Source organism: Streptomyces sp. MCA2 (assembly GCF_023544705.1).
Classification (GTDB): Bacteria; Actinomycetota; Actinomycetes; order Streptomycetales; family Streptomycetaceae; genus Streptomyces; species Streptomyces decoyicus.
Genome location: NZ_JAMJFM010000044.1, coordinates 26,016 through 51,021, shown reverse-complemented (window position 1 = coordinate 51,021; position 25,006 = coordinate 26,016). Strand labels below are relative to the sequence as shown.

Here is a 25,006-nt window from a genome sequence, read left to right as displayed (position 1 = left end):
ATCGCCGGGGAGGGTGGCAACGGTGCCTTGCGGCAGGGAAGTTGGTGTCACCGCGGCGTCTCGTCCGCAGTCCGGTCCCGTTCCCTGAATGCCGGGATGGCCGCCGGCGGTCGGCTCTACACTTCGTTCGTCTTTTCGGGCTCATGTTGCGGGATGCGAGGGGGCGGGGCTGCGGTGAGCGAGGGGCGAACACTCGGCGAAGAGGATTTTCCGGCGGTGTTCCGGTCGGCGGACGCCGCTTCGATTTCGGGGCAGCGCCGCCATATGCGGGGCACGAAATGGCGGCTGTTACTGGCGATTGCGGCTGCCGTCTGTGCGGTGTCGAGCCACGACGCCGCGGTCACGGTGGTGCTCCTGGCCTTCTTGGCGACCGTCTACTTGGAGGTGTGGATGCTCACGGAGCGGCCGGAGCGCGCCTGGTACGACGGCCGTGCCCTTGCGGAGTCGGCGAAGACGCTGTCCTGGCGGTACGCGGTGGCGGGCGAGCCGTTCCCGGCCACGCTGCCCGCGGACGCCGCGGACCGCAGATTCCACGAGCGGCTGGAGGTCCTGCTCAGGGAGGCACCGGCCGACAGCATCGTCCCGGTGGGCTCCATGGCCGCCACCCAGGCGATGGGCGAGTTGCGCCGGAGCCCGTTCGCGTGCCGTAAGCAGGCGTATCTCGCCGGGCGCATCGTGGACCAGCAGCAGTGGTACGGAACCAAGGCGGCCGTGAACATCGCCCTGGCCCGTCGCTGGCGGATCGGCCTCATCGTCGTGGAGGGGCTGGGTGTGCTCGCCGCCGTGCTGCGCCTGCTGAAGGTCATCGACTTTGATCTGCCCGGTGTGCTCGCGGCCGTGCTGGGTGCCGGTGCCGCCTGGTTCGCGGTGCGGCAGTACGAGTCGCTCGGCCGTGCCTACACCTTCGCGGCGACCGAACTGAGCATCGTGCACCAGCGGCTGTCCGCGACCCATGAGGAGTCGGACTGGACGCAGGAGGTGGCCGACGCCGAGGAGGCGATCAGCCGCGAACACACGATGTGGCGGGCCTCCCGGGGAGCCGCATAGTCGACGGCACCCGGGCGCCCGCCCTTGTCTGATGGAGCGTCAGGCGCCACGATGTGTCGCGCCGGGATGTGTATGACGCATCGTCAGATTGCGGGAGGGCCTGTGGACGGCGTGCGCGGTGAGGTGTGGCGGCCGGAGGACGGGCGGCTGGTGTACGGGATGCAGTTGCCGGTGCAGTCGCAGAGCGCTCTTTATGCGGAGAGCTGGGAGGCCGCGGCCGGGCCCGTCGATCTGGTCGCGATCGCACGGGCCGCCGACCGGTACGGGTTCGCGTATATCGCCTGTTGTGAGCACATCGCGATTCCGCGGCGGCTGGCCGAGGCGATGAGCACCGTCTGGTACGACCCGGTCGCCACCCTTGCGCATCTGGCGGCCGTCACCGAGCGGGTGCGGCTGCTCAGCCATGTCGCGGTGGTCGGGCTGAAGCATCCGCTGGTCACGGCCAAGCAGTACGCGACGCTCGACCGGCTCTCCGGCGGGCGGCTGATCCTCGGGGTGGGGGCCGGGCACGTCACGGAGGAGTTCGAGGCGCTCGGGGTGGACTTCGAGCGGCGCGGGGCGGTGCTGGACGAGACGGTCGACGCGCTGAAGGCGGCGCTGGGGCCGGAGGAGTTCCCGAAGTTCGCGGGGGAGCGGTTCGCGTTCGAGGGGCTGGGGCAGGCGCCGCGGCCCGTGCAGACGCCGAGGCCGCCGGTCTGGGTGGGCGGCTCCTCGCCCGCCGCCGTACGCCGGGCCGCGGAGCGTGGCGACGGCTGGCTGCCGCAGGGTGACCGGCGGGCGGAGCTGCCGGCGCAGATCGGGAAGCTGCGGAGGCTGCGGGAGGCGGCCGGTATCGACGAGCCCGCCGTGATCGGCACCATCGCCGAACCGCTGTACGTCGGCGAGCCGGGGTGGGAGGTCGGCCGGCGGACCCTGTCCGGCGCGCCGGAGCGGATCGCCGCGTCGTTGCGGGAGTACGCCGCGATGGGGGTCGCGCAGATCCAGGTGCGGTTCCGCTGCCGCAGCAGGAGCGAACTGACGGATCAGATGGCGGCGTTCGGGACGGATGTCGCGCCGTTGCTCAACGGCTGACGGCTGACGGCTGACGGCTGACGGCTGACGGCTGGAGGGATGGACGGAGGGACGGCTGACCCCTGACGGCTGGACGGCTGAGGCTGACGGTCGACCCTGGCGGCTCACGGCCGGCGGCTGACCCCTCGCGGCTCACAGCCGACGGGCCGGAGGGGCGGGAACGTACTCACCAGCAGAGGAGTGCAGGCATGGGCAAGCTCGACGGGCGGGTTGTCATCGTGACGGGTGCGGCGCGCGGGCAGGGTGAGCAGGAGGCGCGGCTGTTCGCCGCGGAGGGCGCGAAGGTCGTGCTCGGGGATGTGCTCGATGCGCAGGGCGAGGCGCTCGCCAAGGAGCTGGGGGAGGACCGGGCCCGCTTCGTCCATCTGGATGTGACGCAGGAGGCGGACTGGGAGGCCGCGGCGGTCGCGGCCAAGGACGCCTTCGGGAAGATCGACGGGCTGGTCAACAACGCCGGGATACTGCGCTTCAACGAGCTGGTGTCCACGCCCCTGGCGGAGTTCCAGCAGGTCGTGCAGGTCAACCAGGTCGGCTGTTTCCTGGGGATCCGTACGGTGGCGCCGGAGATCGAGGCGGCGGGCGGCGGCACGATCGTCAACACCGCCTCGTACACGGCGCTGACGGGCATGGCCTTCGTCGGCGCGTATGCCGCGACCAAGCATGCGGTCCTCGGGCTGACCCGGGTCGCCGCGGTGGAGCTGGCGGGCAAGAAGATCCGGGTCAACGCGGTGTGTCCGGGCGCGGTGGATACCCCGATGACCAACCCGGCCGCGCTCGATCCGGCCGCCGATCCCGCCGAGTCGAAGCGGGCCGTGGACGAGCTCTACCAGAAGCTGGTGCCGCTGGGGCGGATCGGGCAGCCGGAGGAGGTCGCCAAGCTGGCGCTCTTCCTGTCGTGCGAGGACTCGTCGTACATCACCGGGCAGCCGTTCGTCGTCGACGGCGGCTGGCTGGCGGGGGTCAGCATCTTCTGACGCTGCGTCAGGCAACCTCGGCAGCGGCTATTGACGCTCCCCGGGTGCGGTGGAACAGTCGGCACATCGAATCTGACGGTACGTCAGAAATGGCTGCATGGCTCAGAGGACGGTGAACCTCCTTGGAATTCGGGCTCTTTGTACAGGGATACGTGGGCAAGCGGGCCGAGACCGATCCGCTCGCGGAGCACAAGGCGCTGATGGAGGAGACCGAGTACGTCATCCAGGCGGACAAGTCCGGCTTCAAGTACGCCTGGGCGTCCGAGCACCACTTCCTGGAGGAGTACTCGCACCTCTCCGCCAATGACGTCTTCCTCGGCTATCTGGCCCACGCGACCGAGCGGATCCATCTGGGCTCCGGGATCTTCAACCCCCTGGCCCAGGTCAACCACCCGGTGAAGGTCGCCGAGAAGGTCGCCATGCTCGACCACCTCAGCGAGGGCCGGTTCGAGTTCGGCAGCGGCCGCGGCGCCGGCAGCCACGAGATCCTGGGGTTCCTGCCGGGCATCACCGACATGAACCACACCAAGGAGATCTGGGAAGAGACCATCGCCGAGTTCCCGAAGATGTGGCTCCAGGAGGAGTACGTCGGGTTCCAGGGCAAACACTGGCAGCTGCCGCCGCGCAAGATCTTCCCCAAGCCGTACGGGGCCTCGCACCCGGCGATGTGGTACGCGGCCGGATCGCCGTCCTCGTACGCGATGGCGGCCAGGAAGGGCCTGGGTGTCCTCGGCTTCAGCGTGCAGAAGGTCTCCGACATGGAGTGGGTGCTGGAGCAGTACAAGACGGCGATCCGGGAGGCCGAGCCGGTCGGCGACTTCGTCAACGACAACGTGATGGTGACGTCGACGGCGATCTGTGCCGAGACGCATGACAAGGCCGTGGAGATCGCCGTCAACGGGGGACTCAACTACCTCCAGTCGCTGGTCTTCCGCTACCACGACACCTTTCCGCGGCCCGACGGCATCCCCGAGTGGCCCGAGCTGCTGCCCGACTACACCGCCGAGATCATCGAGCTGCTGATCGCCGAGGAGCTGATGATCTGCGGCGACCCGGGCGAGGTGCTCCAGCAGTGCAAGCGCTGGGACCGGGCCGGTGCCGACCAGCTGAGCTTCGGGCTGCCGATCGGGGTGTCGTACGAGGACACGATGAACACGGTCAAGCTCATCGGCGAACACGTGATCCCGAAGATCGACACGGATCCGGTGCACCGGACGACCCGGTTCCGTCAGGCCGCGGGCGGCTGAACCCGCGGCGCCGGGCCGCGGGCGGCTGAACCCGCGGAGTTCCGCCTATCCGCCTAGGGGAAGGGGGCACAGCCCGTGCTCGACCACCTGATCAGGGGCGCGACCGTTGTGGACGGGACGGGAGCGCCCTCGTACACCGCCGACGTCGGCATCCGCGACGGCCGTATCGCCGTCGTCGCCCCGCCCGGCACCGTCACCGAGGAGGCGAGGACGAGCGAGGACGCGACCGGTCTGGTCCTCGCCCCCGGCTTCGTCGATCCGCACACCCACTACGACGCGCAGCTGTTCTGGGACCCGTACGCGACCCCCTCGCTCAACCACGGGGTGACGACCGTGGCGGGCGGCAACTGCGGTTTCACGCTGGCGCCGCTGCACCCCGGGCGGCCCGCCGACGCCGACTACACCCGCCGGATGATGTCCAAGGTCGAGGGCATGTCCCTGGTGGCGCTCGAAGAGGGCGCGCCCTGGTCATGGAGCTCGTTCGGCGAGTACCTGGACGCGTTGGAGGGCCGGATCGCCGTCAACGCGGGCTTCATGGTGGGACATTGCGCACTGCGTCGCTACGTCATGGGGGAGGACGCCGTCGGCGGGCAGCCGACGCCCGCACAGCTGGACGAGATGCTGGCGCTCTTCCATGAGGCGATGGAGGCCGGGGCGTGGGGCCTGTCCACCACGCAGTCCGCCACCCATTCCGACGGCGACGGGAAGCCGGTCGCCTCCCGGCACGCCGGACCGGCGGAGCTGCTCGCGCTGTCGCGGGCCGTCGCCGCGCACGAGGGCACCCAGATCGAGGCGATCGTGGCGGGCTGTCTCGACCAGTTCAGCGACGCGGAGATCGAGCTGCTCGTGGCGATGAGCGCCGAGGCGGGCCGGCCACTGAACTGGAACGTCCTGACGATCGACGCGGCGGTGCCCGAGCGGGTACCGCGGCAGCTGATCGCCAGCGAGCGGGCCCGGGAGGCCGGCGGCCGGATCGTGGCGCTGACGATGCCGATCCTCACCCCCATGAACATGTCCCTCGGCACCTTCTGCGCCCTGAACCTGATCCCCGGCTGGGGCGAGATCCTGGGTCTGCCGGTGCCCGAGCGGATCGAGAAACTCCGCGACCCCGACGTCCGGGCCGAGATGCTGCGGCGCGCGGGGAGCAAGGAGGCGGGAGTCTTCCGGCGGCTCGCCCACTTCGGCCGGTACGTCATCGGGGACACCTACTCCACGGCGAACGAGGGGCTGACCGGGCGCGTCGTGCAGGACATCGCGGCCGAGCGCGGCCAGGAGCCCTTCGCCTGCCTGATCGAGATCTGCGCCAACGACCAGCTGCGGACGGTCCTTTGGCCCATGCCCACCGACAACGACCCGGCCTCCTGGGCGCTGCGCGCCGAGACCTGGCAGCACGAGGACGTGCTGCTGGGCGGCTCGGACGCGGGCGCGCATCTGGACCGGATGTGCGGTGCGCCGTACACGACGCGCTTCCTCGGCGACTGTCTGCGGGGCAGGAAGCTGATGGGTCTCGAGCAGGCCGTCAAGATGCTCACCGACGACCCCGCGCAGCTCTTCGGCCTGCGGGAGAGGGGACGTATCGAGGAGGGGTGGCATGCGGACCTCGTCCTCTTCGACCCGGAGCGGATCGACGCGGGCAAGGCCACGCTCGTGCACGATCTGCCGGGCGACAGCCCGCGCCTGGATTCCCGGGCGATCGGCATCAACGCGGTATGGGTCAACGGGGTCGAGACGATCCGCGAGGACGTGGTGACCGGCGCGGTACCGGGGACGGTGCTGCGCTCGGGGCGGGACACGAGGACGGTGAGCACGAAGTGACGCCGGTGGGGCGGGAGACGCGGGCGTTGAGGCCGGCGGGGTGGGGCGGTGTGGAGACGTGGCGCGTCGCGTGGGGCGGGGCGTGGTGGAGACGTGGCGTGTGGGGTGGGGCGTGGTGAAGACATGGCGCGTGCGGTGGGGCAGGGGAGCGGTGAGGGGGAATTGATGTCCGTGGGGCGGCTGTTCATCGATGGTGAGTGGGTCGAGCCCGACGGCGGCCACTACGAGGTCATCGACCCGGCGACGGAGGCGGTCGTCGGGCTCGCCCCCGAGGCGAGCCGGGCGCAGGTCCACGAGGCGGCGGCCGCGGCGCGCGAGGCCTTCGGGGCCTGGTCCCGTACGTCGCCGCAGGAGCGCGCCGCGATCCTCGACCGGGCCGCGGAGGTGATCCAGCGCGACTTCGCGGCGCATGCCGAGCTCGCCCAGGCGGAGAGCGGCGCCACGACCGCGACCGCCCGCGGGATGCAGGTCGCGGTGGGGGTGGCGCGCTTCCGGCGGTATGCGAAGGGGGCGCTGGAGCCGGTCGAGCAGGGACTGCCGCCGCAGATCAACGAGGCGGGTCCGATGGGGCGGGCGGGGGTGCTGGGCGCGCTCGCCGTACGCCGGCCCGTCGGCGTCGTCACCTGCATCACCTCCTACAACAACCCGTGGGCCAACCCGGCGGGCAAGATCGCCCCGGCACTGGCCATGGGCAACACCGTCGTCGTGAAGCCCGCTCCGCAGGACCCGCTGTCGGTGTACCGGATGGCGGCGGCGCTGGCGGAGGCGGGGGCGCCGCCGGGGGTGGTGAACGTCGTCAGCGGCGTTTCCGTGGCGGCCGGTGAGGCGGCCGTGGACTCGCCGGACGTGGACATGGTGAGCTTCACGGGCTCGACGGCCGTCGGGCAGCGCATCGCCGAGGTGTGCGGACGCGGGATGAAGCGCCAGCTCATGGAGCTGGGCGGCAAGGGTGCCGCGGTGGTCTTCGACGACGCGGACCTGGATGCGGCGGTGGCCGGCATCGGCACGACGTACTCCTTCTACAGCGGGCAGATCTGCACGGCGCCGACGCGGGTACTCGCGCAGCGCGGGGTGTACGAGGCGCTGGTCGAGCGGCTGACGCAGTACATCGGGCAGCTCACGGTCGGCGATCCCCGGGCGCAGGGGACGGTGGTCGGGCCGGTGATCTCGGCCGCACACCGCGACCGGGTCGAGTCGTATGTCGAGCTGGGCAGGAAGGAGGGCGCACGGGTCGTGGCGGGCGGGGCGCGGCCGTCCGCTCCGGAGCGCGGCTTCTATGTGGCGCCGACGCTGCTCGCCGACTGCACCCCCGATATGCGGGTCGTACGGGAGGAGATCTTCGGTCCGGTCGTCGTGGTCGTGCCCTTCGACGACGAGGACGAGGGGGTGGCCCTCGCCAACGACAGCGACTACGGGCTCATCGACTACGTCTGGTCCGGCGATATCGCCCGCGCCTTCCGGGTGGCCGGGCAGCTGCGGGCCGGCGGGGTCGGCGTGAACACGATCGGCCGGAACATGGAAGCGCCCTTCGGAGGCTTCAAGAAGAGCGGGGTGGGACGGGACGTGGGTTCGTACGCGCTGCACGCGTACAGCGAGCTCCAGTCGATCGTCTGGCCGGGGTGAGGACGGGACGGCGGGCGGAGGTCGGAGGTCGGAGGCCGGAGGTCGGAGGTCGTCCTCGGGCGTGCGGAAGTCCGATGGGAAAATTTGGAACCTGTACAAAACGGACAGTGCTGCGGTTCTCGCAATGCGAAAGATGTATGTCGCAGGAGTTAAGTCGAAGGTTGGACTCGGTGGCTCCATTGCTTTGCGCGATCCAATTGCCTTTCTTGCCTGTGGAGTGAAGGAATGAAGCGCGGAGGATGATCTTCCGGATGCGGATACAGCAGCCCTTAATGTCCTGTTCATGGTTCAGGTTGACCCCCGCCCCCAGACCGGAGACACGGTAACGAGCGTCGGCGCTACCGGCAGTGACACCCGCAGCGGCGCCCCCGGTGGCACCCGCGACAAGGGCCTCAGCGGCAACTCCGTGGGCCTGCTCGGCAGCGCGGTCATCGGCATCTCGACCGTCGCGCCCGTCTACTGCCTCACCTCGACGCTCGGCCCCACGGTCGGCGAGGTCGGCGTGCAGATGCCCGCGGTCTTCCTCGCGGGCTTCCTGCCGATGCTGCTGGTCGCCTTCGCCTACCGCGAGCTCAACAAGGCGGTTCCGGACTGCGGCACCTCCTTCACCTGGACGGTCAAGGCCTTCGGGCCGCGGGTCGGCTGGATGTGCGGCTGGGGGCTGGTGATCGCGACGATCATCGTGCTCTCCAATCTGGCCGGCGTCGCCACCTCGTTCTTCTATCTGCTGCTCGGCGAGATCACCGGCAGTCAGGCCCTCGCCGACCTGGACGGCAACAAGGCCGCCCACGTCCTGACCTGCCTGGCCTTCATCGCCGTCGCCACGGCCATCAGCTACCGCGGCATGACCGCCACCAAGGGTGTCCAGTACGCCCTGGTCGGGCTGCAACTCGCGGTGCTCGCCGTGTTCGTCGTGCTGGCCGTGATCAAGGCGCAGTCCGGCGACTTCGCCGGCTCCCTCGACTTCTCCTGGACCTGGCTCGACCCGTTCGCCGTCCAGTCCTTCTCCGCCTTCACGGCGGGCCTGTCGCTGTCGATCTTCATGTTCTGGGGCTGGGACGCCTGTCTCACGGTCAACGAGGAGACCGCCGGCAGCGCGAAGACGCCCGGCCGCGCCGCCCTGCTGGCCATGGTCGTGCTGATCGGTTCCTACCTGCTCACCGCCGTGGCCTCGCAGATGTTCTCCGGCGTCGGCGACAAGGGAGTGGGCCTCGGCAACCCGGACACCGCCGACAATGTCTTCGCCGCCCTCGCCAACCCCGTCATGGGCACCGTGCTCGGCGTGCTGCTCTTCGTCGCGGTCCTCGCCTCGGCCGCGGCCAGCCTCCAGACCACCTTCATCCCGGTGGCCCGTACGGTCCTGGCGATGAGCGCGTACGAGGCGCTGCCGGCGTCGTTCGCCACGATCCACCCGCGGTTCCGTTCCCCGGGCAAGGCCACCGTCGCGGCCGGCGTCGCCACCGGTGTCTTCTACTCCGTGATGAGCTTCCTCAGCGAGAACGTCCTGATCGACACCATCTATGCGCTCGGCCTCATGATCTGCTTCTACTACGCGATCACGGCCTTCGCCTGCGCCTGGTTCTTCCGCCGCGAACTGCGGAACTCGGCCCGCGACCTGCTGTTCAAGGGCGTCTTCCCGGCCCTGGGCGGCGTCCTGCTCGCGGCCGTCTTCTTCAAGACCCTGATCGACATGTGGAACCCCGCCTACGGCTCGGGCAGTTCGGTCTTCGGCGTCGGCTCGGTGTTTGTCATCGGCGTCGGCCTGCTCCTCCTGGGCGTCGTGATCATGCTGGTGATGCAACGCCGCAGCCCGGCCTTCTTCCGCGGCGGAGTGCTGACCCGGGCCACGCCGGCGTTGGTGGTGGAGGAGTAGGGGGTGCCTAAGGGGTGTCTCCCCCTGGGTCGCCAGGAGGTGTCTCCCCTGGGTGACTAGAGGGTGTCTCCTTGGGCCCGTTAGGGGTGTCTTCTCTGAGGCGCCAGGAGGTGTCTCCTCTGGGCCCACTGGGGGGTGTCTCCCCTGGGTGAGTAGGGGGTGCATCCCCCTGGCCACTAGGAGGTGTTTACCCCAGGCCCTGTCCGCGGGGTGGGTGGCCGGCTCAGGGGCGGAGTACCAGCTTTCCCTTCGTGCGGCGGCCGAGCAGGTCCTCGTGTGCGTCGCGAGCCCGCGCGAGGTCGTACTCCGCGCCGACCAGCGGCCGCAGGCGTCCCCGCGCCGTGAGGTCGAGCAGCTCCTCAAGGGCCGGGCCGCCGACCCCGTTTCGGGCGATGAGCGGGATGAGCCAGAAGCCGGCGACGCCGATGCTCTCCACCGCGAGTCGTTCCGGCGCGAGGGCCGAGGCCGCCTTGCGGGACGAGGCGCCGTAGGTGACCAGTCGCCCGAGGTATCCGAGTGTGTCCACTGCGGAGTCGAGGACCGGGCCACCTATCGCGTCCAGGATGATGTCGACCGGACGGCCCTGATTGGCATCGAGGACCCGTTCCTCGTAGCCCTCCGCCTCGCCGTCGATTGCCGCGTCCGCGCCGAGTTCGAGGGCGAAGGCGCGCTTCTCGTCGGACGATGCCGTGGCGATGATGCGTCCGGCCCCGAACTCCCGGGCCAGTTGGACGGCGAGACTGCCCGTCCCGCCCGCCGCGGCATGGACCACCACGCTCTCACCGGGCCGCACGCGGGCGACCGACCGCAGCACATGCCACGCCGTCAGACCCTGCACGAGCAGAGCCAGCGCCGCCCCCGCGCTCACGCCCGGTGGCATGCAGACCAGATCGCGGTCGGCGACAACCGTCTTGGCGGCGTAGCCACCCTGCTGGACGTAGCCGAGTACCCGCCTGCCGTCCGCGGTCCGGCCGACGACCTCCATGCCGGGGATGTGCGGCAACGGGCCCTTCGGCGCGTACGGACCGTCGGTGTGCTCGCCCGCCATGTGCTTGATGTCGCCGAAGTTGACGCCCGCAGCCTCCACTTCGACCAGGGTCTCGCCCGGCCCCGCCACCGGGTCCGGCACCTCGGCCTCCGCCAGCACTTCCGGAGCACCGAACCGCTCGAACTGCATGGCACGCATGAACGCCCCTCCCAGACTTGATCACGTTTCCGCGGCTGAGCAGGACCCGTGCGGCTGAGTATGTTTCCTGCGGCCGATCCTGCTTCCCGAGACTGATCAGACTTCCCGGCAACTGATCAGACTTCCCGGCAACTGATCAGACTTCCCAGCAACTGAGCATGCTCCCCGTGACTGAGCATGCTCCTGACTGACCAGACTTCCCTGTGACTGAGCATGCTCCTGACTGATCAGACTTCCCCGTGACTGAGCATGCTTCCTCGCGACGGGCAGGATTCCCCGAGACCGGGCAGGTCCTCGCGACCGGGCAGGATTCCCCGCGACCGGGCGGGGATTTGCCGCGACCGAGCAGAATGCCCGCCAAGCTACGTCGGCACCCGGCGATCGCAGGGCACTTCGCGGCGCTGCACGGCGAACGCCACCGGGGGTGTTCCCTCACGGGTCAGGCATCGCCCACGCGACCTGCCATGGGCGGGCCTCCGGCATCGCCGCGCGATCTGCGTCGACGGCCGGATGGTGCTCCATGAGGAACCACCTGGCGCTCTGTCTGCGAGGGGCCGCCTGGGACCGCCTCGGGGGCTGTCTGCGAGGAACCGCCGGGGAGCCGCCTGGGGCTGTCTGCGAGGAACCGCCTGGGACCGCCTGGGGTCGTTTGCCGGACCTTCGCGGGCCTGCCGCTGTCGGGCAGGCCCGTAGGCCGGTGGCCGGTCGTCGATGTCGATGAATCGGCTTATCCAGCCCGCGTGTTCAGTCGATCGTCAGGACCGCCTTTCCGCGGATCTCGCGGTTGATGAGGGCGGTGGCGGTCTCGCCGGCCTGTGCCCAGTCCGCCACCCGGTCCACGCTCGACCGAAGGCGGCCCTCGGCGACGAGGCGCACGAGATGGGCCAGATCGGGGCCGGTATTGCCGCCTGCCTGCATGCCGATCAGCTTCAGTCGGTTGATGACCAGTTGGTACGGCTGGATCGGGGTCGGCTCGGACGACGTGGCGCCGATGGAGATGACCGTGCCGTCGGGGGATATCCGGCCCAGCAGCTCGCCGAGCAGGGAGCCGCCGACGTTGTCCAGCACCACATCCACCGTCCCGTCGAGGTCGGCCACACTGGTCAGGATGTGGTCCGCGCCGAGCGCGGCCAGGCCCGCCCCGCGTGCCGGGCTGCCGACGAACGCGAACACCTCGGCACCGGCCTGGTGCGCGAGTTGGACGGCGAAGCGTCCCACGCCGCCGGAAGCGCCGGTGATGGCGACGCGCTGTCCGGGCAGCACTCCGGCCGTACGGAGTGCGCGCAGTGCCGTCAGCCCGGCGACGGGGAGGGCGGCGGCCGTGGTGAAGTCCACCGAGTCGGGCAGCACGGCCAGTTCATCGACCGGGACGGCGCGCAGCTCGGCCCAGCCGGCGTTCCAGCCCCAGGTGATGACACGGTCGCCGGGCTTGGGGCCGCGGCCACTGGCGGCGGCCCGCTCGACCACACCGGCGGCGTCCCAGCCCGGGACGGTGCCCTCGGCGTCCTCGTCGGACTTGGGCAGCTCACCGTAGTTCAGCGAAATCGCGCTGATCTTGACCAGTACCTCGTCGGGCCCGGGGACGGGATCGGCGACGTCACCCAGGGACAGACGGCCAGGTACGGAGTGATCGACAACGAGGGCGCGCATCGGAAATCTCCCTAAGGGGTTCGGCATTGACGCTGATGCTCCAGGTAACCGGTGGGTCACTCCGGTTATTCCGTCGTCGGTGCGGCGAGTTCCTGGGTGTCTTCCGGGTGTCCGGGGTGCCCGGGTGTCCGGGTGGCTGGGTGTGCGGGGCCTGCTCCCTCGCCGCGCCTCGGCCCTCCAGCCGCGCCTCGGCCCTCCAGCCCTGCCCGGCCTTCCTCAGCCCCAGCGGCCCAGGAAGATCGGGTTGGTCATGGCCGCCATGGGGCCCGGCAGGCCCGCTGTGGTCGAGGGGTGGCGGACTTCGGCGCGTATATAGGCCGCGTAATCCGGGGTGGTCTGCCAGCTGACGGTGCCGTTGCCCGAGGCGGGCAGCGGGGCGGAGTACAGCCGTCCCTGGTCGGTGACGAAGGAGACCGTGCAGCCCGGGGTGCCGGAGACCTTCAGCTGCGCGGTGACCTTCGCCGTACGGGAGACCGCCAGCCGCTCGGCGATCCCGGCGTGTTCGCCACGCTCACCGGTGACGGAGAAGGCCAGCTCGACCTTCGACGACTCGGCGATCCAGACCCGGCCCGCCCGGATGCCGTCTTGCAGGGCGCGGCGCGAGAGATCGTCGGCGAGCACCACGGTCTGCGGCAGGCCCACGACGTCCGGGTCGCGATGGGCGTCGCTGTGGCCGACGGCCGGCAGCCAGTCCGCGCGGCCACGGGTGTGCGCGACCAGGGCGTTGTCCCACTCGGCGAGGGTGATTTCGTCATCGGGGGTGTACGGGCCGTTCCAGACCTCCACCGCATCGGCTTCGTTCAGCCCGAACTTCCAGTTGCAGCCGATGCAGGTGGCGTGCGGATGCGCCGGGATGACCAGGCCTCCGGCCCGCCGGATGGCGCGTGCGTACTTTCCGAAGGCGTTGTCGCGGGCCCGGTAGCGCCAGTCGATGAAGACCCCGGGGTCGGTGCCCATCGCCACCACGTGCCCATTGCGGGTGGTGACCTCTTCGCCGGTCAGGATCAGCAGGTCATCGCCCCACAGTCCGTCCCAGGCGCGGTGCGCGGAGGTGGTGTTGTGCTCGGAGGTGTTGATGAAGTCCAGCCCGGCGGCGCGGGCCAGCGCGGCGATCTCGGCGGGGGTGCGCTTGCCGTCGGAGTGGACGGAGTGCAGATGGCTGTCGCCGCGGTACCAGGCGCGGCCGCGGCCCCGGGCGCGCTCGGGCGGATGGACGGGCGCCGGGGTGTCCCCCCGCGGGCCGTACCGCAGGGTGATCGTGACGTCGTAGGACAGCCCTTGCGGCGCGACCGTGTACGGGCCGAGGGCGATGTGCCAGGTGCCGGCGTTGACGGGGCCCGGCAGATATCCGGGGGTGGCATCGTCGGCGCGCAGGAAGAACTCCGTACGCGCCCCGCCCGACCAGCCGCGGAAGCCGGCGCCGCCGAGGTCCGTGCCCCGCTCGTCGAAGATGCCGATGTCGCAGGCGTTGCCGGGCGTGCCCTCGGGGACGGCGGGTTTGTCGTAGCTGTAGGCAACGGCGATCTCGCGGACCCCGTGCGGCACTTCGACCGGCAGATACACGAAGTCCGGCGCGCCCGTGGGCAGAAGGCCGGTGACCCGCCGGGTCCGCTCACCCGGTCCGCCTCCCGGCTGCCCGGCCGCGGGCGCTGCGTCGGCGAAGCTCACACGTCCGAGCGTAAGCGCGCCCGTCGCGCCCGCAACCGCCGAAAGTCTCAGAACGTCGCGTCGTTCCATCCCCGCCCCCCGTGCCGTCTCGTATCCGTCTGGTTCCGCCGTGCGGCCGGCTCGTTGCGCCGCGTGAAAACTGTTGTACGCGCGTGTGACTGAGAGGGAAAGGCCTGTGGATAACCGTCGGGCGGTGAGGCAACATGCGGTCACTCACACGCCCGACGCGGAGGTGTCCTCGCATGCGCATCGCGACCACGATCTTCCTGACCGACGAGACGATCCGGCCGGACCGGCTGGGCCGCGAGCTGGAGCAGCGCGGATTCGCCGGCTTCTACCTCCCCGAGCACACCCACATCCCCGCCAGCCGGGACACCCCCGCCCCCATGGGCGGTCCGCTGCCCCGCGAATACGGCCGCACCCTCGACCCGTTCATCGCACTCGGCCAGGCCGCCGCGGTCACCGAGCGGCTCGCCCTGGGCACCGGCATCACCCTCGTCGCCCAGCACGACCCGGTCGACCTCGCCAAGCAGATCGCGACCCTCGACTTCCTCTCCGGAGGCCGCTTCACCCTCGGCATCGGATACGGCTGGAACGTCGAGGAGGCCGCCGACCACGGGGTGGAGTGGTCGACCCGGCGTGCGCTGACCCGCGACCGGGTGGCGCTGATGCGCGCGCTGTGGGCCGAGGAACCGACCGCGTACGACGGCGAATTCGGGTCCGTCCGGGCCTCCCTCGCCCACCCCAAGCCGGTGCACGGCGCACCGCGCACCCTCCTGGGCGGCGCGGCCGGGCCCAAGCTCTTCGCACAGATCGCCGAGTACACGGACGGGTGGCTGCCGATCGGCGGCCGCGGGCTGACGGAGACCCTTCCGGTGCTGCGGCGCGCCTGGTCGGACGCCGGGCGTACGGGCGAGCCGGTGGTGGTGCCCTACGCCGTCCACCCCTCGCCCGGGAAGCTGGCGCACTACGGCGAGCTGGGCCTTCAGGAAGTGGTACTGCAACTGCCGGCGGCCGGGGAGGCCGAGGTCCTGCGGACGTTGGACGACTTCGCGCAGTACCTGTGACAGGTGACGTACGGGAGCGTGCCGTGCGGGATGGGTGACGTGTACGGGGGGCGTGCCGTGCGGGATGGGTGACGTGTGGCGGAGCGGGAGGCGCATGCCGGGCGGGGCTCCTGCGGCGAGGGCACGGGCCGGGGCCTCATTCCAGGCCTAGGGCCATAGGTGTACGGCACACCCGCCCGGGTCGGGACCCGAGACCGATCCGCGCCCGCCGCTCCGGACGTAGCGTCGAAGGTGAGGGCCGCGGATCTCGTTGCGGGGATCAGCGGTCCAGGGAGAACGGCCCAGGCCAAGAAGATCAACGGTCCATGAAGGTCAAAGGGTCAACGGTCCGAGCTGATGGAGCAGATCAGGGGGCCACGCTGATCACGCGACCAGAGAGATCAAAGGAGATCCCATGCCTCGCCTCGACCACACGATCGTGCACAGCACCGACCGTTTCGCCTCCGCCCGGTTCCTGGCCGATCTGCTCGGCGCGCCCGAGCCCAAGGCGTTCGGCCCCTTCGCCGCCCTCAAGCTGGACAACGGGGTGGCCCTCGACTACGCGGAGCATGTCGCCAACGGCGAGTTCGTCCCCACGCACTATGCGTTCCTGGTGACCGAGGACGAGTTCGATGCGATTTTCGGTCGCATACAGGAGCGCGGGCTGTCCTACTGGGCCGACCCCATGCACACCAAGCCGCAGGAGATCAACACCCTGGACGGCGGCCGCGGTCTCTACCTCAACGACCCCGACGGCCACAACATGGAGTTCTTGACACGGACGTACTCCGACGAGCTGCTGGCCGGCATGTAGGAGGCGTACTCCGACGCGTGCCCGCCGATATGCAGGCGTGTGGCGCGACGCCGCCGGGAAGTGCCCCCTGAGCGCGCGGACGGAACCCCCGTCCGCAGTGATCAGTGGCACATCAACCACTCGATCTCCGGCGGCGGCGCTGTCGGTGTGCGCTCGTATCCTCGGAGGATGACTTCCAGCGCACAGGGACCTGACCAGGCATCCGACCGAGGGACCGACCGCGAAACGGGCGCCGGAGCCGCTCCACAGGACAGGCCGACGGCCAACGCGATGCGCCGTGCGCTCAAGCGGGCCCGCGACGGTGTGGCGCTGGACGTCAGCGAGGCCGCGGTGCTGCTCCAGGCGCGCGGCGCGGACCTCACGGACCTGTGCGCCTCCGCGGCCCGGGTGCGGGATGCCGGCCTGGAGGCCGCCGGCCGCCCCGGAGTCATCACGTACTCGCGCGGGGTCTTCATCCCCCTGACGCGCCTGTGCCGGGACAAGTGCCACTACTGCACGTTCGTCACCGTCCCCGGCAAACTGCGCCGCGACGGCCACGGGATGTTCATGTCGCCCGACGAGGTGCTGGACATCGCCCGCCGCGGCGCCGAACTGGGCTGCAAGGAAGCCCTCTTCACCCTGGGGGACAAGCCGGAGGACCGCTGGCCCGAGGCCCGTGAGTGGCTGGAGGCGCATGGCTATGACGACACGCTCTCGTACGTCCGCGCCATGGCGATCCGCGTCCTGGAGGAGACCGGTCTGCTGCCGCACCTCAACCCCGGGGTGCTGTCCTGGACGGACTTCCAGCGGCTCAAGCCCGTCGCCCCGTCCCTGGGGATGATGCTGGAGACGACCGCCGAGCGCCTGTGGAGCGAGCCCGGCGGCCCCCACTACGGATCGCCCGACAAGGAGCCCGCCGTCCGGCTGCGCGTCCTGGAGGACGCCGGCCGCTCCAACGTCCCCTTCACCACGGGGCTGCTGATCGGTATCGGCGAGACCTACGAGGAGCGCGCCGACTCCCTCTTCGCGCTGCGCCGTATCCAGCGTGCCTACCACGGCATCCAGGAACTGATCATGCAGAACTTCCGCGCCAAGCCGGACACGGCCATGCGCGGAATGCCGGACGCCGAGCTGGAGGAACTGGCCGCGACGATCGCGGTGGCCCGGCACATCATGGGTCCCTCGACGCGCATCCAGGCGCCGCCCAACCTCGTCGACGGCGAATATGCGCTGCTCATCGACGCCGGGATCGACGACTGGGGCGGCGTCTCCCCGCTGACCCTCGACCATGTCAACCCCGAGCGCCCCTGGCCGCAGATCGACGAGCTGACCGAACGCTGCGCCGCCGCCGGTTTCGAGCTGCGCGAACGGCTTCCCATCTACCCGGAGTTCCTCCAGCGCGGCGAGCCCTGGCTCGACCCCCGCCTGCTGCCCCATGTACGGGCGCTCGCCGACCCGGAGACGGGCCTGGCGGTCGAGGACGCCCCGGTGGTGGGCCGCCCCTGGCAGGAGCCCGACGAGGGCTTCACGATGAGCTCCTCGGGCCGTACGGACCTGCACCACACCATCGACACCGAAGGCCGCACGGCGGACCGCCGCGATGACTTCGACGAGGTCTACGGCGACTGGGAGGCGCTGCGCGAGGCCGCCGCCCCCGGGATGGTGCCGGAGCGCATCGATGCCGACGTACGGCAGGCTCTGTCGCAGGCCGCCGACGACCCCACCAAGCTCACCGACGCGGAGGCGCTGGCGCTGCTGCACGCCGACGGGCCCGCCCTGGACGCCCTCTGCACCATCGCCGACCAACTGCGCCGCGACACCGTGGGCGACGACGTCACCTACATCGTCACCAGGAACATCAACTTCACCAACGTCTGCTACACCGGCTGCCGCTTCTGCGCGTTCGCCCAGCGCCGCACCGACGCCGACGCCTACACGCTCTCCCTCTCCCAGGTCGCCGACCGTGCCCAGCAGGCCTGGGATGTCGGCGCGGTGGAGGTGTGCATGCAGGGCGGCATCCACCCCGACCTGCCCGGTACCGCGTACTTCGACATCGCGCGTGCCGTGAAGGAACGCGTCCCCGGCATGCATGTGCACGCCTTCTCGCCCATGGAGGTCGTCAACGGCGCGTCGCGTACGGGCCTCTCCATCCGTGAGTGGCTCACCGAGGCCAAGGCCGCCGGTCTGGACACCATCCCCGGCACCGCCGCCGAGATCCTCGACGACGAGGTCCGCTGGATCCTCACCAAGGGCAAGCTGCCCACCGCCACCTGGGTCGAGGTCATCAAAACCGCCCATGAGCTGGGCATCCGCTCGTCCTCGACGATGATGTACGGCCATGTCGACCAGCCGCGGCACTGGCTCGGCCATCTGCGCCTGCTGGCACAGATCCAGCAGGAGACCGGCGGCTTCACGGAGTTCGTCACCCTTCCCTTCATCCACACCAACGCCCCCGTCTACCTCGCCGGTATCGCCCGCCCCGGGCCCACCACGCGCGACAACCGCGCGGTGACGGCGATGGCCCGGGTGCTGCTGCACCCGCACCTCACCAACATCCAGACCAGCTGGGTCAAGCTCGGAACGGACGGCGCCGCCGAGATGCTCCGTTCCGGCGCCAACGACCTGGGCGGCACGCTGATGGAGGAGACCATCTCCCGTATGGCGGGATCGAGTTACGGCTCCTACCGCTCCATCCAGGACCTCGTCGCCATCGCCGACCAGGCCGGCCGCCCGGCCCGCCCCCGCACCACGACCTACACCCCGGTCACCGAGGACCGCCGGACCGTCGCCCTCGCATCGGACGGGCAGCTGCCGGAACTCCTGCCCCTGGTCGAGTAGCGCGGGCGGCTGGTCGGGTAGAGCAGGCGGGCCGCGCGCTCCGGAGTTATCCACAGCCCCCGGTCCGCCACTCCGCACACGGCTAATCTGCGGAGGCGGGGTGGTGATCCGGCAGGCCGGTGATTCGGCAGGGCGGTGATCCGGCGGGCGGTGACCCGGCGGGGCGGCGACCCGGCAGGCGGCGAGGCAGGCCCCGAACCTGTCGTCGGCCGCCAGGTTCCCTACTCGCCGCCCTCGCCCTCGTACTCGGCCTCGTGCTGGAGGATGCACTGCTGCCACTGCGACAGTGCCTCTTCGCGGTCGCCTCCGCTGTCCTGGGCGGCCACGATCAGTGCGTCGGCAGCCATGGCGGCGAGCCGCACCGCGATATGGCAGACATCGCTCTGGGGGAGCGGACGGAGGAGTTCCACCGCGCCGTCGCTGTCTCCGGACAGTGCGGAGGCGACGACAGCCATGGTGGTGCGATCCCACTCGTACTCGGACATGGGGAGAGCATGCCCAGCGCACGCCGCCGCCATCATCGAACGAATGAGCCCCCCGACGGGGCGGGGCGGGAGGGAGTGGCAGGTGTGGTGCCGGACCCACCCATCCCGCTGCCCCGCTCGCTTCAGCCCAGTTGGCGGATCGGGCTGCCCGCCAGGAAGGCGGTGATGTCTTCGACGGCCTGTGGGAAGTAGCTCTCGTAGTTGCGGCGGGTGACATAGCCGAGGTGGGGGAGGGCGAGCACGTTCGGGAGGGTGCGCAGGGGGTGGCCGGCGGGCAGCGGCTCGTGCTCGAAGACGTCGAGACCGGCGCCGGCGATCCAGTTCTCGCGGAGCGCCCGCAGCAGCGCGGGCTGGTCGACGATGGCGGCGCGGGAGGTGTTGACGAGGTAGGCGGTGGGCCGCATCCGGCGGAGTTCACCGGCCCCGAGCAGGCCACGGGTGCGGTCGCTGAGGACGAGGTGTACGGAGACGAAGTCGCTGGTCTCCAGAAGCTCGTCCTTGGTGGCGGCGGCATGCACGCCCGCCTCCGCCGCGCGTGCGGCGGTGAGGTTCTGGCTCCAGGCCGTCACGTTCATGCCGAAGGCCTGGCCGACCCGGGCGACCCGGCTACCGATCTTGCCCAGGCCGAGCAGCCCGAGCGTACGGCCGTGCAGATCGGCGCCGAGGGTGCTCTGCCAGGGGCCGTCGGCGCGCATGGCGGCGTTCTCGGTGACGACGCTGCGGGCGAGGCCGAGGATCAGCGCCCAGGTCAGTTCGACGGGCGGCTCGGTGTTGCTGGCCGTACCGCAGACGGTGACACCGTGCCGCGCGGCGGCTTCCAGGTCGATGGCGGCATTGCGCATTCCGGAGGTGATCAGGAGCCGGAGACGGGGCAGCCGGGCGAGGAGCGAGGCGGGGAACGGGGTGCGCTCGCGCATCGCGACCACGATCTCGCAGTCGCCGATCGCCGCGACCACCTCGTCCTCGGAGCGGAACGGCTGCCGCAGCGTACGGACGTCGACGGCACCGGCCAAGGCGGACCAGTCGGCCATGGAGAGGGCGATGTCCTGGTAGTCGTCGAGTACGGCACAGCGCGGAGTCATATGGATTCTCCCGAGAGGTGTGACGGAGGGCATGGCGGTGCTCAGGCCGGCCGGACGGACGGTAGGGCCGACCCGATTCGTGCCGACGTACCCGAGCCGACCCGCACGGCCCGTACCCGAGCCGCCCCGTACCCGAGCCGACCCGCACGGCCCGTGTCCGAGCCGCCCCGTACCCGAGCCGATTCGTGGCGCCCCGTATCGCCCGCTACCCGAGCCCGACCTGTACCGCCCCGGGCCGGCGAAGCCGAATCGGTCGATCGAGCGGCATCGATCGAGCGGTATCGATCGAGCCGTTTCGGCCAAGGCGTTATCGGTCGAGCACGGACCCATCGGGACCGTACCGGCCAAAAGCCGCCTTGCGAGTGACTATTCGCAATACTCACCTGGCCAGAAATTGATCAATCCTGGTCGATTACAGTGCTGCGCCAGGGGCCCCGCAAGGCCCCGGGACGTAGTCAGTTTGGGAGGGCGCAGTGAGCGCAGCGGGAGGCGGCGGCGCCATCTGGGGCCGTGCGGAGCAGCAGGACTTCCGCAGCCGGGTACGCGGCTGTCTGCTCGGCGGCGCCATCGGCGATGCGCTCGGCGCCGGTATCGAATTCGACTCGCTCGACGCGATCCGCAAGGCGCACGGCCAGGAGGGCGTGTCCGATTTCGTACCCGCCTTCGGGCGGCGCGGAGCGGTCACCGACGACACCCAGATGACCCTGTTCACCGTGGACGGGCTGATCCGGGCCCAGGTGCGCCGCGACACCGGCGCCTGGCATCCGCCCACCGACGTCCACCGCGCCTATCTGCGCTGGGCCGCCACCCAGCACGACTGGGGCCCGGACGAGCGCAAGAAGGACGACGGCTGGCTCGCCCGCGAGGAGTGGATGTACTCCCGCCGGGCACCCGGCAGGGCCTGCCTGAGCGGCCTCGGCGACGAGGTGATGGGCACGCTGGAGGCCCCCAAGAACCCGGACTCGAAGGGCTGCGGCGCGGTGATGCGCTCCGCGCCGTTCGGGCTGCTGGTCGGCTGGGAACCGCAGCTGGTCTTCCAGCTCGCCGTCGAGTGCGCGGCGCAGACGCACGGCCACCCCACCGGCTATCTGGCGGCCGGCGCGTTCGCGGTGATCAGCCACTCGCTGGCCCGCGGCGAGGACCTCGACGGCGCCGTGCAGAAGGCGCTGGCGCACCTGGCCACCCGCCCGGGCCACGAGGAGACCACCGACGCCCTCAAGCGCGCGCTCGGCGCCGTACGGCAGGGCATGCCGACGCCCGCCCGCGTGGAGTCGCTGGGCGAGGGCTGGACGGCCGAGGAGGCGCTGGCGATCGGTGTGTACTGCGCCCTGGTCGCCGAGGACATCCGGCACGGCCTGCTGCTCGCCGTCAATCACAGCGGGGACAGCGATTCCACCGGCGCCATCTGCGGCAACCTGCTGGGCACCCTGCATGGCGAGACGGCGCTGCCGCCGGTGTGGCTGGTCGAGCTGGAGGGCCGGGAGACGATCCTCCAGCTGGCCGACGACTTCTCGATGGAGATGACGCAGGGGCCCGCGCTGCACGGCCCGGCCGGTTCGTCACCGGGGTGGCTCGCCCGGTATCCGCGGGCCTGATCGACTGGCCGCTTGGGGGCGGTCCGATCCGAACCGGTCGGATCTGAAACCGGTCCGAACCGCTCCGATCCGGACCACCCCTAACCAGGCCGGACCAGGCCGGACCGACCTACGCCCCGACCTACGCCCCGCCCCTCGCCCCATCCCCATCCCTGGCCCCGGCCCCCGCCCCGTCCCCCTGCCCGGGAATCGCCACCGAAGCCGCCGGCCCCTCCGGCCCGTCGTCGTCCGAGTTGATGCGCGCCAGCACCGCATCCCGCTCCGGCGTGTCCTCCGGTCGTACGAAGCCGAGAAGGACGAAGAGGACGAGTGACGTGGCGACCGGCGAGACGATCTGGACCTGCAACTGGACGCCGCTCAGGCCGTAGTTGGTCAGCCAGAAGGCGAACAGACCCGCCGCCCAGGAGCCCAGCGCCGCCGTGGGGCCGGACTTGCGGAAGAACCGCAGCATGCCGAGCAGGAACGGGATGGAGATCGGGCCGACCAGTCCGGCCACCCACTTGATGACGATGGTGATGATGTCCTTGAACGTGGGGGAGTTGACCTGGGTCGCGATCGCCATCGAGAGCCCCAGGAAGGCGACCGTGGACAGCCGCGCGGCGAGGAGCCCGGCCCGGTGCGACCAGTCGCGCGCCTTCGCCGAGAGGGCCGGCGCGATGTCCCGGGTGAACACCGCGGAGATGGCGTTGGCGTCCGAGGAGCACATGGCCATGGTGTGCGAGAAGAAGCCGACGATCACCAGGCCCAGCAGACCGTGCGGCAGCAGACGTTCGGTCAGCAGTGCATACGCGTCGGAGGCGTCCGGCTTCCGCGTCTCGACCAGCAGCGGAGCGACCCACATCGGGAAGAAGAGAACCGCGGGCCAGACGAACCACAGCGCCGCCGACAGCCGCGCCGACCGCCTGGCCTCCCGGGCGTTGCGGGTGGCCATGAAGCGTTGGGCCTGGTTCCACATGCCGCCGCTGTACTCGAAGGTCTTGATGAAGAGGTAGGCGAGCAGGAAGGTCAGGGTGTACGGGCCGACGGTCGGCTGGGTGTGGCTGTCCGGCAGCCTCTCCCATACGGTCCACAGCGAGCTGAAGCCGCCCAGCTCGCCCATGACGGTGACCAGCATCGCGACACCGGCCAGCAGCTGGATGACGAACTGCCCCAGCTCGGTCAGCGCGTCCGCCCACAGCCCGCCGACCGTGCAGTAGATGCCGGTGATCACGCCCGTGATCAGGATGCCCTGGTTGAGCGAGATGCCGGTGAAGACGGACAACAGGGTGGCGATCGCGGCCCACTTGGCCCCCACGTCCACGATCTTCAGCAGCACCCCGGACCAGGCCAGCGCCTGCTGCGTCGGCAGGTTGTAGCGGCTCTTGAGGTACTCCAGGGGCGAGGCGACACCCAGCCGCGAACGCAGCCGGTTGAGCCGCCCCGCGAAGAGCTGGGCCCCGATGGCGACGCCGATCGCGATGGGGAAGGACCAGGTGACGTAAGAGGTGATGCCGTATTGGTAGGCGATGCCGGCGTAGCCGGTGAACATCACCGCGCTGTAGCCGGACATGTGGTGGGAGATGCCGGACAGCCACCACGGCATCTTGCCGCCCGCGGTGAAGAAGTCGCTGACGTCGTCCACCCGCTTGTGCGACCACACACCGATCGCGATCATCACGCCGAAGTAGCCGATGAGCACGGCCCAGTCGAGACTGTTCATGCCCCCTCCAGGGGTCCGCCTTGTGAACGTGCATCACTTCGCCGTGACGTCCTGTGGGGCGGTATCCCCTGCGGGAGTGGGGACTTGGGGGATTGAACCGCTCAACGAGCGGGCCGGTCAAGGGTGTCGAGGGTCATGGATGTGAACGGGGATCAGCAAAGCGAACGATTTTGCCGTCTCTTGACTCTCGGGGGCGTTGTCCCGGACGCGCCGCCGAACACACGATGAGCGCACACTTCGCCGGGCGCCGTTTGCCCGAACGCACGCACTGACACCGGCACCAAAACAGCCGCACGGGGTGCGGGATCCCGTACGGCTGCCCGGTCGGATCCGGCCCGGCTCAGTCCATCCCATCCCCAACGCCGGCCCCACCACGCCGGAGCGCAACGCGCGCAGCCCGCAGGTGCCGTCCGAGAGGAGACCGCCGCAGAGGAGGCCACCCAGAGGAGGCCACCCAGAGAAGGCCACCAGAGGAGCCCGCCCACTGAAGACAGCCCAGAGAAGACAGCCCAGAGGGCCCGCTACCGCATCAGCTCTCCGGCGTTGACCAGCAGCGACTGGCCCGTGATGGCGCGCGCCCGGTCCGAGGCCAGAAAGACCGCGGTCTCGGCCACATCCGCGTCCGTCGCCAGCTCGGGCAGCGCCATCCGCTCCGTGAGGCGGCCCAGCACCTCGGACTCCGGGACGCCTTCGCCGTGCGCCTGGAACCGCACATACGCCTGCACCGGCGGCCCCCACATCCAGCCGGGCTGCACGGTGTTGACCCGTATCCGGTCCGGCCCCAGCTCGCGTGCCAGCGAGTACATCGCCGAGACCAGCGCGCCCTTGGACGCCGCGTACGCCGCCTGCTGTACCTGCGAGGGCGCGGCGACCGACGACTGGGTGCCGATCATCACCACGGACCCGCCGCCGCGCGCCACGAGCGAGGGCAGACAGGCGCGGGTCATCCGCAGCGTGCCGAAGAGGTTGACGTCCACGACGCCGCGCCAGGAGTCGAAGTCGGCGTCCCGCAGGCCCCCGAAGAGCGAGTCCAGCGCGGCGACATGGATCACCGCGTCGATACCCCCGAACCGCTCCACGGCCAGCGCGGCCAGCGCCTCGCACTGCGCCTCGTCGCTGATATCGGTCGCCCGCCAGGCCGTACGCGCCCCCGAAGGGTCGATCTGCGCCGCCGACTTGGCGAGATTCGCCTCCGTACGGGCGCCCAGCACCACCGAGGCGCCGTCCCGTACACAGGCCGCCGCGACCTGATGGCCGAGCCCGGCGCCTACGCCCGAGACGATGACGGTCTTGTTCCGCAGCAGCATGTGTGCC

General features: G+C 70.6%; 18 protein-coding genes. 11 read left to right on the top strand and 7 right to left on the bottom strand.

Going from position 1 to position 25,006, the window contains the following annotated elements:
- The first annotated feature begins 153 nt into the window (after positions 1 to 153).
- The 7 genes from M8I34_RS29920 (at position 154) to M8I34_RS29890 (ending at position 9,650) form a co-directional block, all read left to right on the top strand.
- Complete coding sequence (locus M8I34_RS29920; RefSeq protein WP_250054656.1) at positions 154 to 1,047, top strand: DUF4231 domain-containing protein; 894 nt, start codon at positions 154 to 156, stop codon at positions 1,045 to 1,047.
- A 159-nt stretch (positions 1,048 to 1,206) separates the two neighbouring features.
- A complete protein-coding gene (locus tag M8I34_RS29915) occupies positions 1,207 to 2,118 on the top strand; it encodes an LLM class F420-dependent oxidoreductase (protein ID WP_250054697.1) in 912 nt (303 codons plus the stop codon).
- A gap of 188 nt (positions 2,119 to 2,306) precedes the next feature.
- A complete protein-coding gene (locus tag M8I34_RS29910; RefSeq protein WP_250054654.1) occupies positions 2,307 to 3,092 on the top strand; it encodes an SDR family NAD(P)-dependent oxidoreductase in 786 nt (261 codons plus the stop codon).
- 122 nt (positions 3,093 to 3,214) lie between these two features.
- Positions 3,215 to 4,339 (top strand): LLM class flavin-dependent oxidoreductase, encoded by a 1,125-nt coding sequence (locus M8I34_RS29905; protein WP_250054652.1) that lies wholly within the window; start codon positions 3,215 to 3,217, stop codon positions 4,337 to 4,339.
- A gap of 75 nt (positions 4,340 to 4,414) precedes the next feature.
- Positions 4,415 to 6,154 carry a D-aminoacylase gene (locus tag M8I34_RS29900; RefSeq protein WP_250054650.1) on the top strand — a complete coding sequence of 580 codons (1,740 nt, stop codon included), beginning with the start codon at positions 4,415 to 4,417 and terminating at the stop codon, positions 6,152 to 6,154.
- A 123-nt stretch (positions 6,155 to 6,277) separates the two neighbouring features.
- Entirely contained in the window at positions 6,278 to 7,777 is a 1,500-nt protein-coding gene (locus M8I34_RS29895) for an aldehyde dehydrogenase family protein (RefSeq protein ID WP_250054649.1), read from the top strand.
- Between the two features lie 283 nt (positions 7,778 to 8,060).
- Entirely contained in the window at positions 8,061 to 9,650 is a 1,590-nt protein-coding gene (locus M8I34_RS29890) for an APC family permease (protein WP_250054648.1), read from the top strand.
- Between the two features lie 223 nt (positions 9,651 to 9,873).
- Here the strand turns inward: M8I34_RS29890 and M8I34_RS29885 are convergent, their stop codons facing one another.
- The 3 genes from M8I34_RS29885 to M8I34_RS29875 form a co-directional block, all read right to left on the bottom strand.
- The gene (locus M8I34_RS29885) at positions 9,874 to 10,836 is read right to left on the bottom strand and encodes a zinc-binding dehydrogenase (RefSeq protein ID WP_250054646.1); all 963 of its coding nucleotides are present in this window, start codon (positions 10,834 to 10,836) and stop codon (positions 9,874 to 9,876) included.
- A gap of 744 nt (positions 10,837 to 11,580) precedes the next feature.
- The gene (locus M8I34_RS29880; protein ID WP_250054644.1) at positions 11,581 to 12,486 is read right to left on the bottom strand and encodes a zinc-binding dehydrogenase; all 906 of its coding nucleotides are present in this window, start codon (positions 12,484 to 12,486) and stop codon (positions 11,581 to 11,583) included.
- 216 nt (positions 12,487 to 12,702) lie between these two features.
- Entirely contained in the window at positions 12,703 to 14,223 is a 1,521-nt protein-coding gene (locus M8I34_RS29875) for a CehA/McbA family metallohydrolase (RefSeq protein WP_250054642.1), read from the bottom strand.
- A 173-nt stretch (positions 14,224 to 14,396) separates the two neighbouring features.
- Here M8I34_RS29875 and M8I34_RS29870 point away from each other — a divergent pair, with 173 nt between their 5' ends.
- The 3 genes from M8I34_RS29870 (at position 14,397) to M8I34_RS29860 (ending at position 18,831) form a co-directional block, all read left to right on the top strand.
- Entirely contained in the window at positions 14,397 to 15,221 is an 825-nt protein-coding gene (locus tag M8I34_RS29870) for a TIGR03619 family F420-dependent LLM class oxidoreductase (RefSeq protein WP_250054630.1), read from the top strand.
- A gap of 394 nt (positions 15,222 to 15,615) precedes the next feature.
- Positions 15,616 to 16,014: a VOC family protein gene (locus tag M8I34_RS29865; RefSeq protein WP_250054602.1), complete on the top strand. Its 399-nt coding sequence runs from the start codon at positions 15,616 to 15,618 to the stop codon at positions 16,012 to 16,014.
- 168 nt (positions 16,015 to 16,182) lie between these two features.
- The gene (locus M8I34_RS29860) at positions 16,183 to 18,831 is read left to right on the top strand and encodes a bifunctional FO biosynthesis protein CofGH (RefSeq protein WP_284050957.1); all 2,649 of its coding nucleotides are present in this window, start codon (positions 16,183 to 16,185) and stop codon (positions 18,829 to 18,831) included.
- A 221-nt stretch (positions 18,832 to 19,052) separates the two neighbouring features.
- Here M8I34_RS29860 and M8I34_RS29855 read toward each other — a convergent pair whose 3' ends face one another.
- On the bottom strand, positions 19,053 to 19,316 hold the full coding sequence (locus M8I34_RS29855) for a hypothetical protein (protein ID WP_037839439.1): 264 nt from the start codon (positions 19,314 to 19,316) through the stop codon (positions 19,053 to 19,055).
- 122 nt (positions 19,317 to 19,438) lie between these two features.
- Positions 19,439 to 20,398, bottom strand: coding sequence for a D-2-hydroxyacid dehydrogenase family protein (locus M8I34_RS29850; protein ID WP_250054600.1), 960 nt, complete (start codon positions 20,396 to 20,398; stop codon positions 19,439 to 19,441).
- A 473-nt stretch (positions 20,399 to 20,871) separates the two neighbouring features.
- Between M8I34_RS29850 and M8I34_RS29845 the strand changes: the two genes are divergently transcribed.
- Positions 20,872 to 21,993 (top strand): ADP-ribosylglycohydrolase family protein, encoded by a 1,122-nt coding sequence (locus tag M8I34_RS29845; RefSeq protein WP_250054598.1) that lies wholly within the window; start codon positions 20,872 to 20,874, stop codon positions 21,991 to 21,993.
- Positions 21,994 to 22,114: 121 nt separating this feature from the next.
- Here M8I34_RS29845 and M8I34_RS29840 read toward each other — a convergent pair whose 3' ends face one another.
- Both M8I34_RS29840 and M8I34_RS29835 read right to left on the bottom strand, forming a co-directional pair.
- Positions 22,115 to 23,692, bottom strand: a complete 1,578-nt coding sequence (locus tag M8I34_RS29840; protein WP_250054596.1) for a sodium:solute symporter family protein — start codon at positions 23,690 to 23,692, stop codon at positions 22,115 to 22,117.
- A 521-nt stretch (positions 23,693 to 24,213) separates the two neighbouring features.
- Positions 24,214 to 24,999 (bottom strand): SDR family oxidoreductase, encoded by a 786-nt coding sequence (locus tag M8I34_RS29835; protein WP_250054594.1) that lies wholly within the window; start codon positions 24,997 to 24,999, stop codon positions 24,214 to 24,216.
- Positions 25,000 to 25,006: the final 7 nt, after the last annotated feature.

Bases quoted from the DNA above. Each gene is read 5' to 3' on its own strand.
- M8I34_RS29875 (WP_250054642.1), bottom strand. From the start codon at position 14,223: ATGGAACGACGCGACGTTCTGAGACTTTCGGCGGTTGCGGGCGCGACG.
- M8I34_RS29915 (WP_250054697.1), top strand. From the start codon at position 1,207: ATGCAGTTGCCGGTGCAGTCGCAGAGCGCTCTTTATGCGGAGAGCTGG.
- M8I34_RS29850 (WP_250054600.1), bottom strand. From the start codon at position 20,398: ATGACTCCGCGCTGTGCCGTACTCGACGACTACCAGGACATCGCCCTC.
- M8I34_RS29895 (WP_250054649.1), top strand. From the start codon at position 6,278: ATGGCGCGTGCGGTGGGGCAGGGGAGCGGTGAGGGGGAATTGATGTCC.
- M8I34_RS29920 (WP_250054656.1), top strand. From the start codon at position 154: ATGCGAGGGGGCGGGGCTGCGGTGAGCGAGGGGCGAACACTCGGCGAA.
- M8I34_RS29835 (WP_250054594.1), bottom strand. From the start codon at position 24,999: ATGCTGCTGCGGAACAAGACCGTCATCGTCTCGGGCGTAGGCGCCGGG.
- M8I34_RS29860 (WP_284050957.1), top strand. From the start codon at position 16,183: ATGACTTCCAGCGCACAGGGACCTGACCAGGCATCCGACCGAGGGACC.
- M8I34_RS29855 (WP_037839439.1), bottom strand. From the start codon at position 19,316: ATGTCCGAGTACGAGTGGGATCGCACCACCATGGCTGTCGTCGCCTCC.
- M8I34_RS29910 (WP_250054654.1), top strand. From the start codon at position 2,307: ATGGGCAAGCTCGACGGGCGGGTTGTCATCGTGACGGGTGCGGCGCGC.
- M8I34_RS29880 (WP_250054644.1), bottom strand. From the start codon at position 12,486: ATGCGCGCCCTCGTTGTCGATCACTCCGTACCTGGCCGTCTGTCCCTG.
- M8I34_RS29885 (WP_250054646.1), bottom strand. From the start codon at position 10,836: ATGCGTGCCATGCAGTTCGAGCGGTTCGGTGCTCCGGAAGTGCTGGCG.
- M8I34_RS29890 (WP_250054648.1), top strand. From the start codon at position 8,061: ATGGTTCAGGTTGACCCCCGCCCCCAGACCGGAGACACGGTAACGAGC.
- M8I34_RS29840 (WP_250054596.1), bottom strand. From the start codon at position 23,692: ATGAACAGTCTCGACTGGGCCGTGCTCATCGGCTACTTCGGCGTGATG.
- M8I34_RS29865 (WP_250054602.1), top strand. From the start codon at position 15,616: ATGCCTCGCCTCGACCACACGATCGTGCACAGCACCGACCGTTTCGCC.
- M8I34_RS29870 (WP_250054630.1), top strand. From the start codon at position 14,397: ATGCGCATCGCGACCACGATCTTCCTGACCGACGAGACGATCCGGCCG.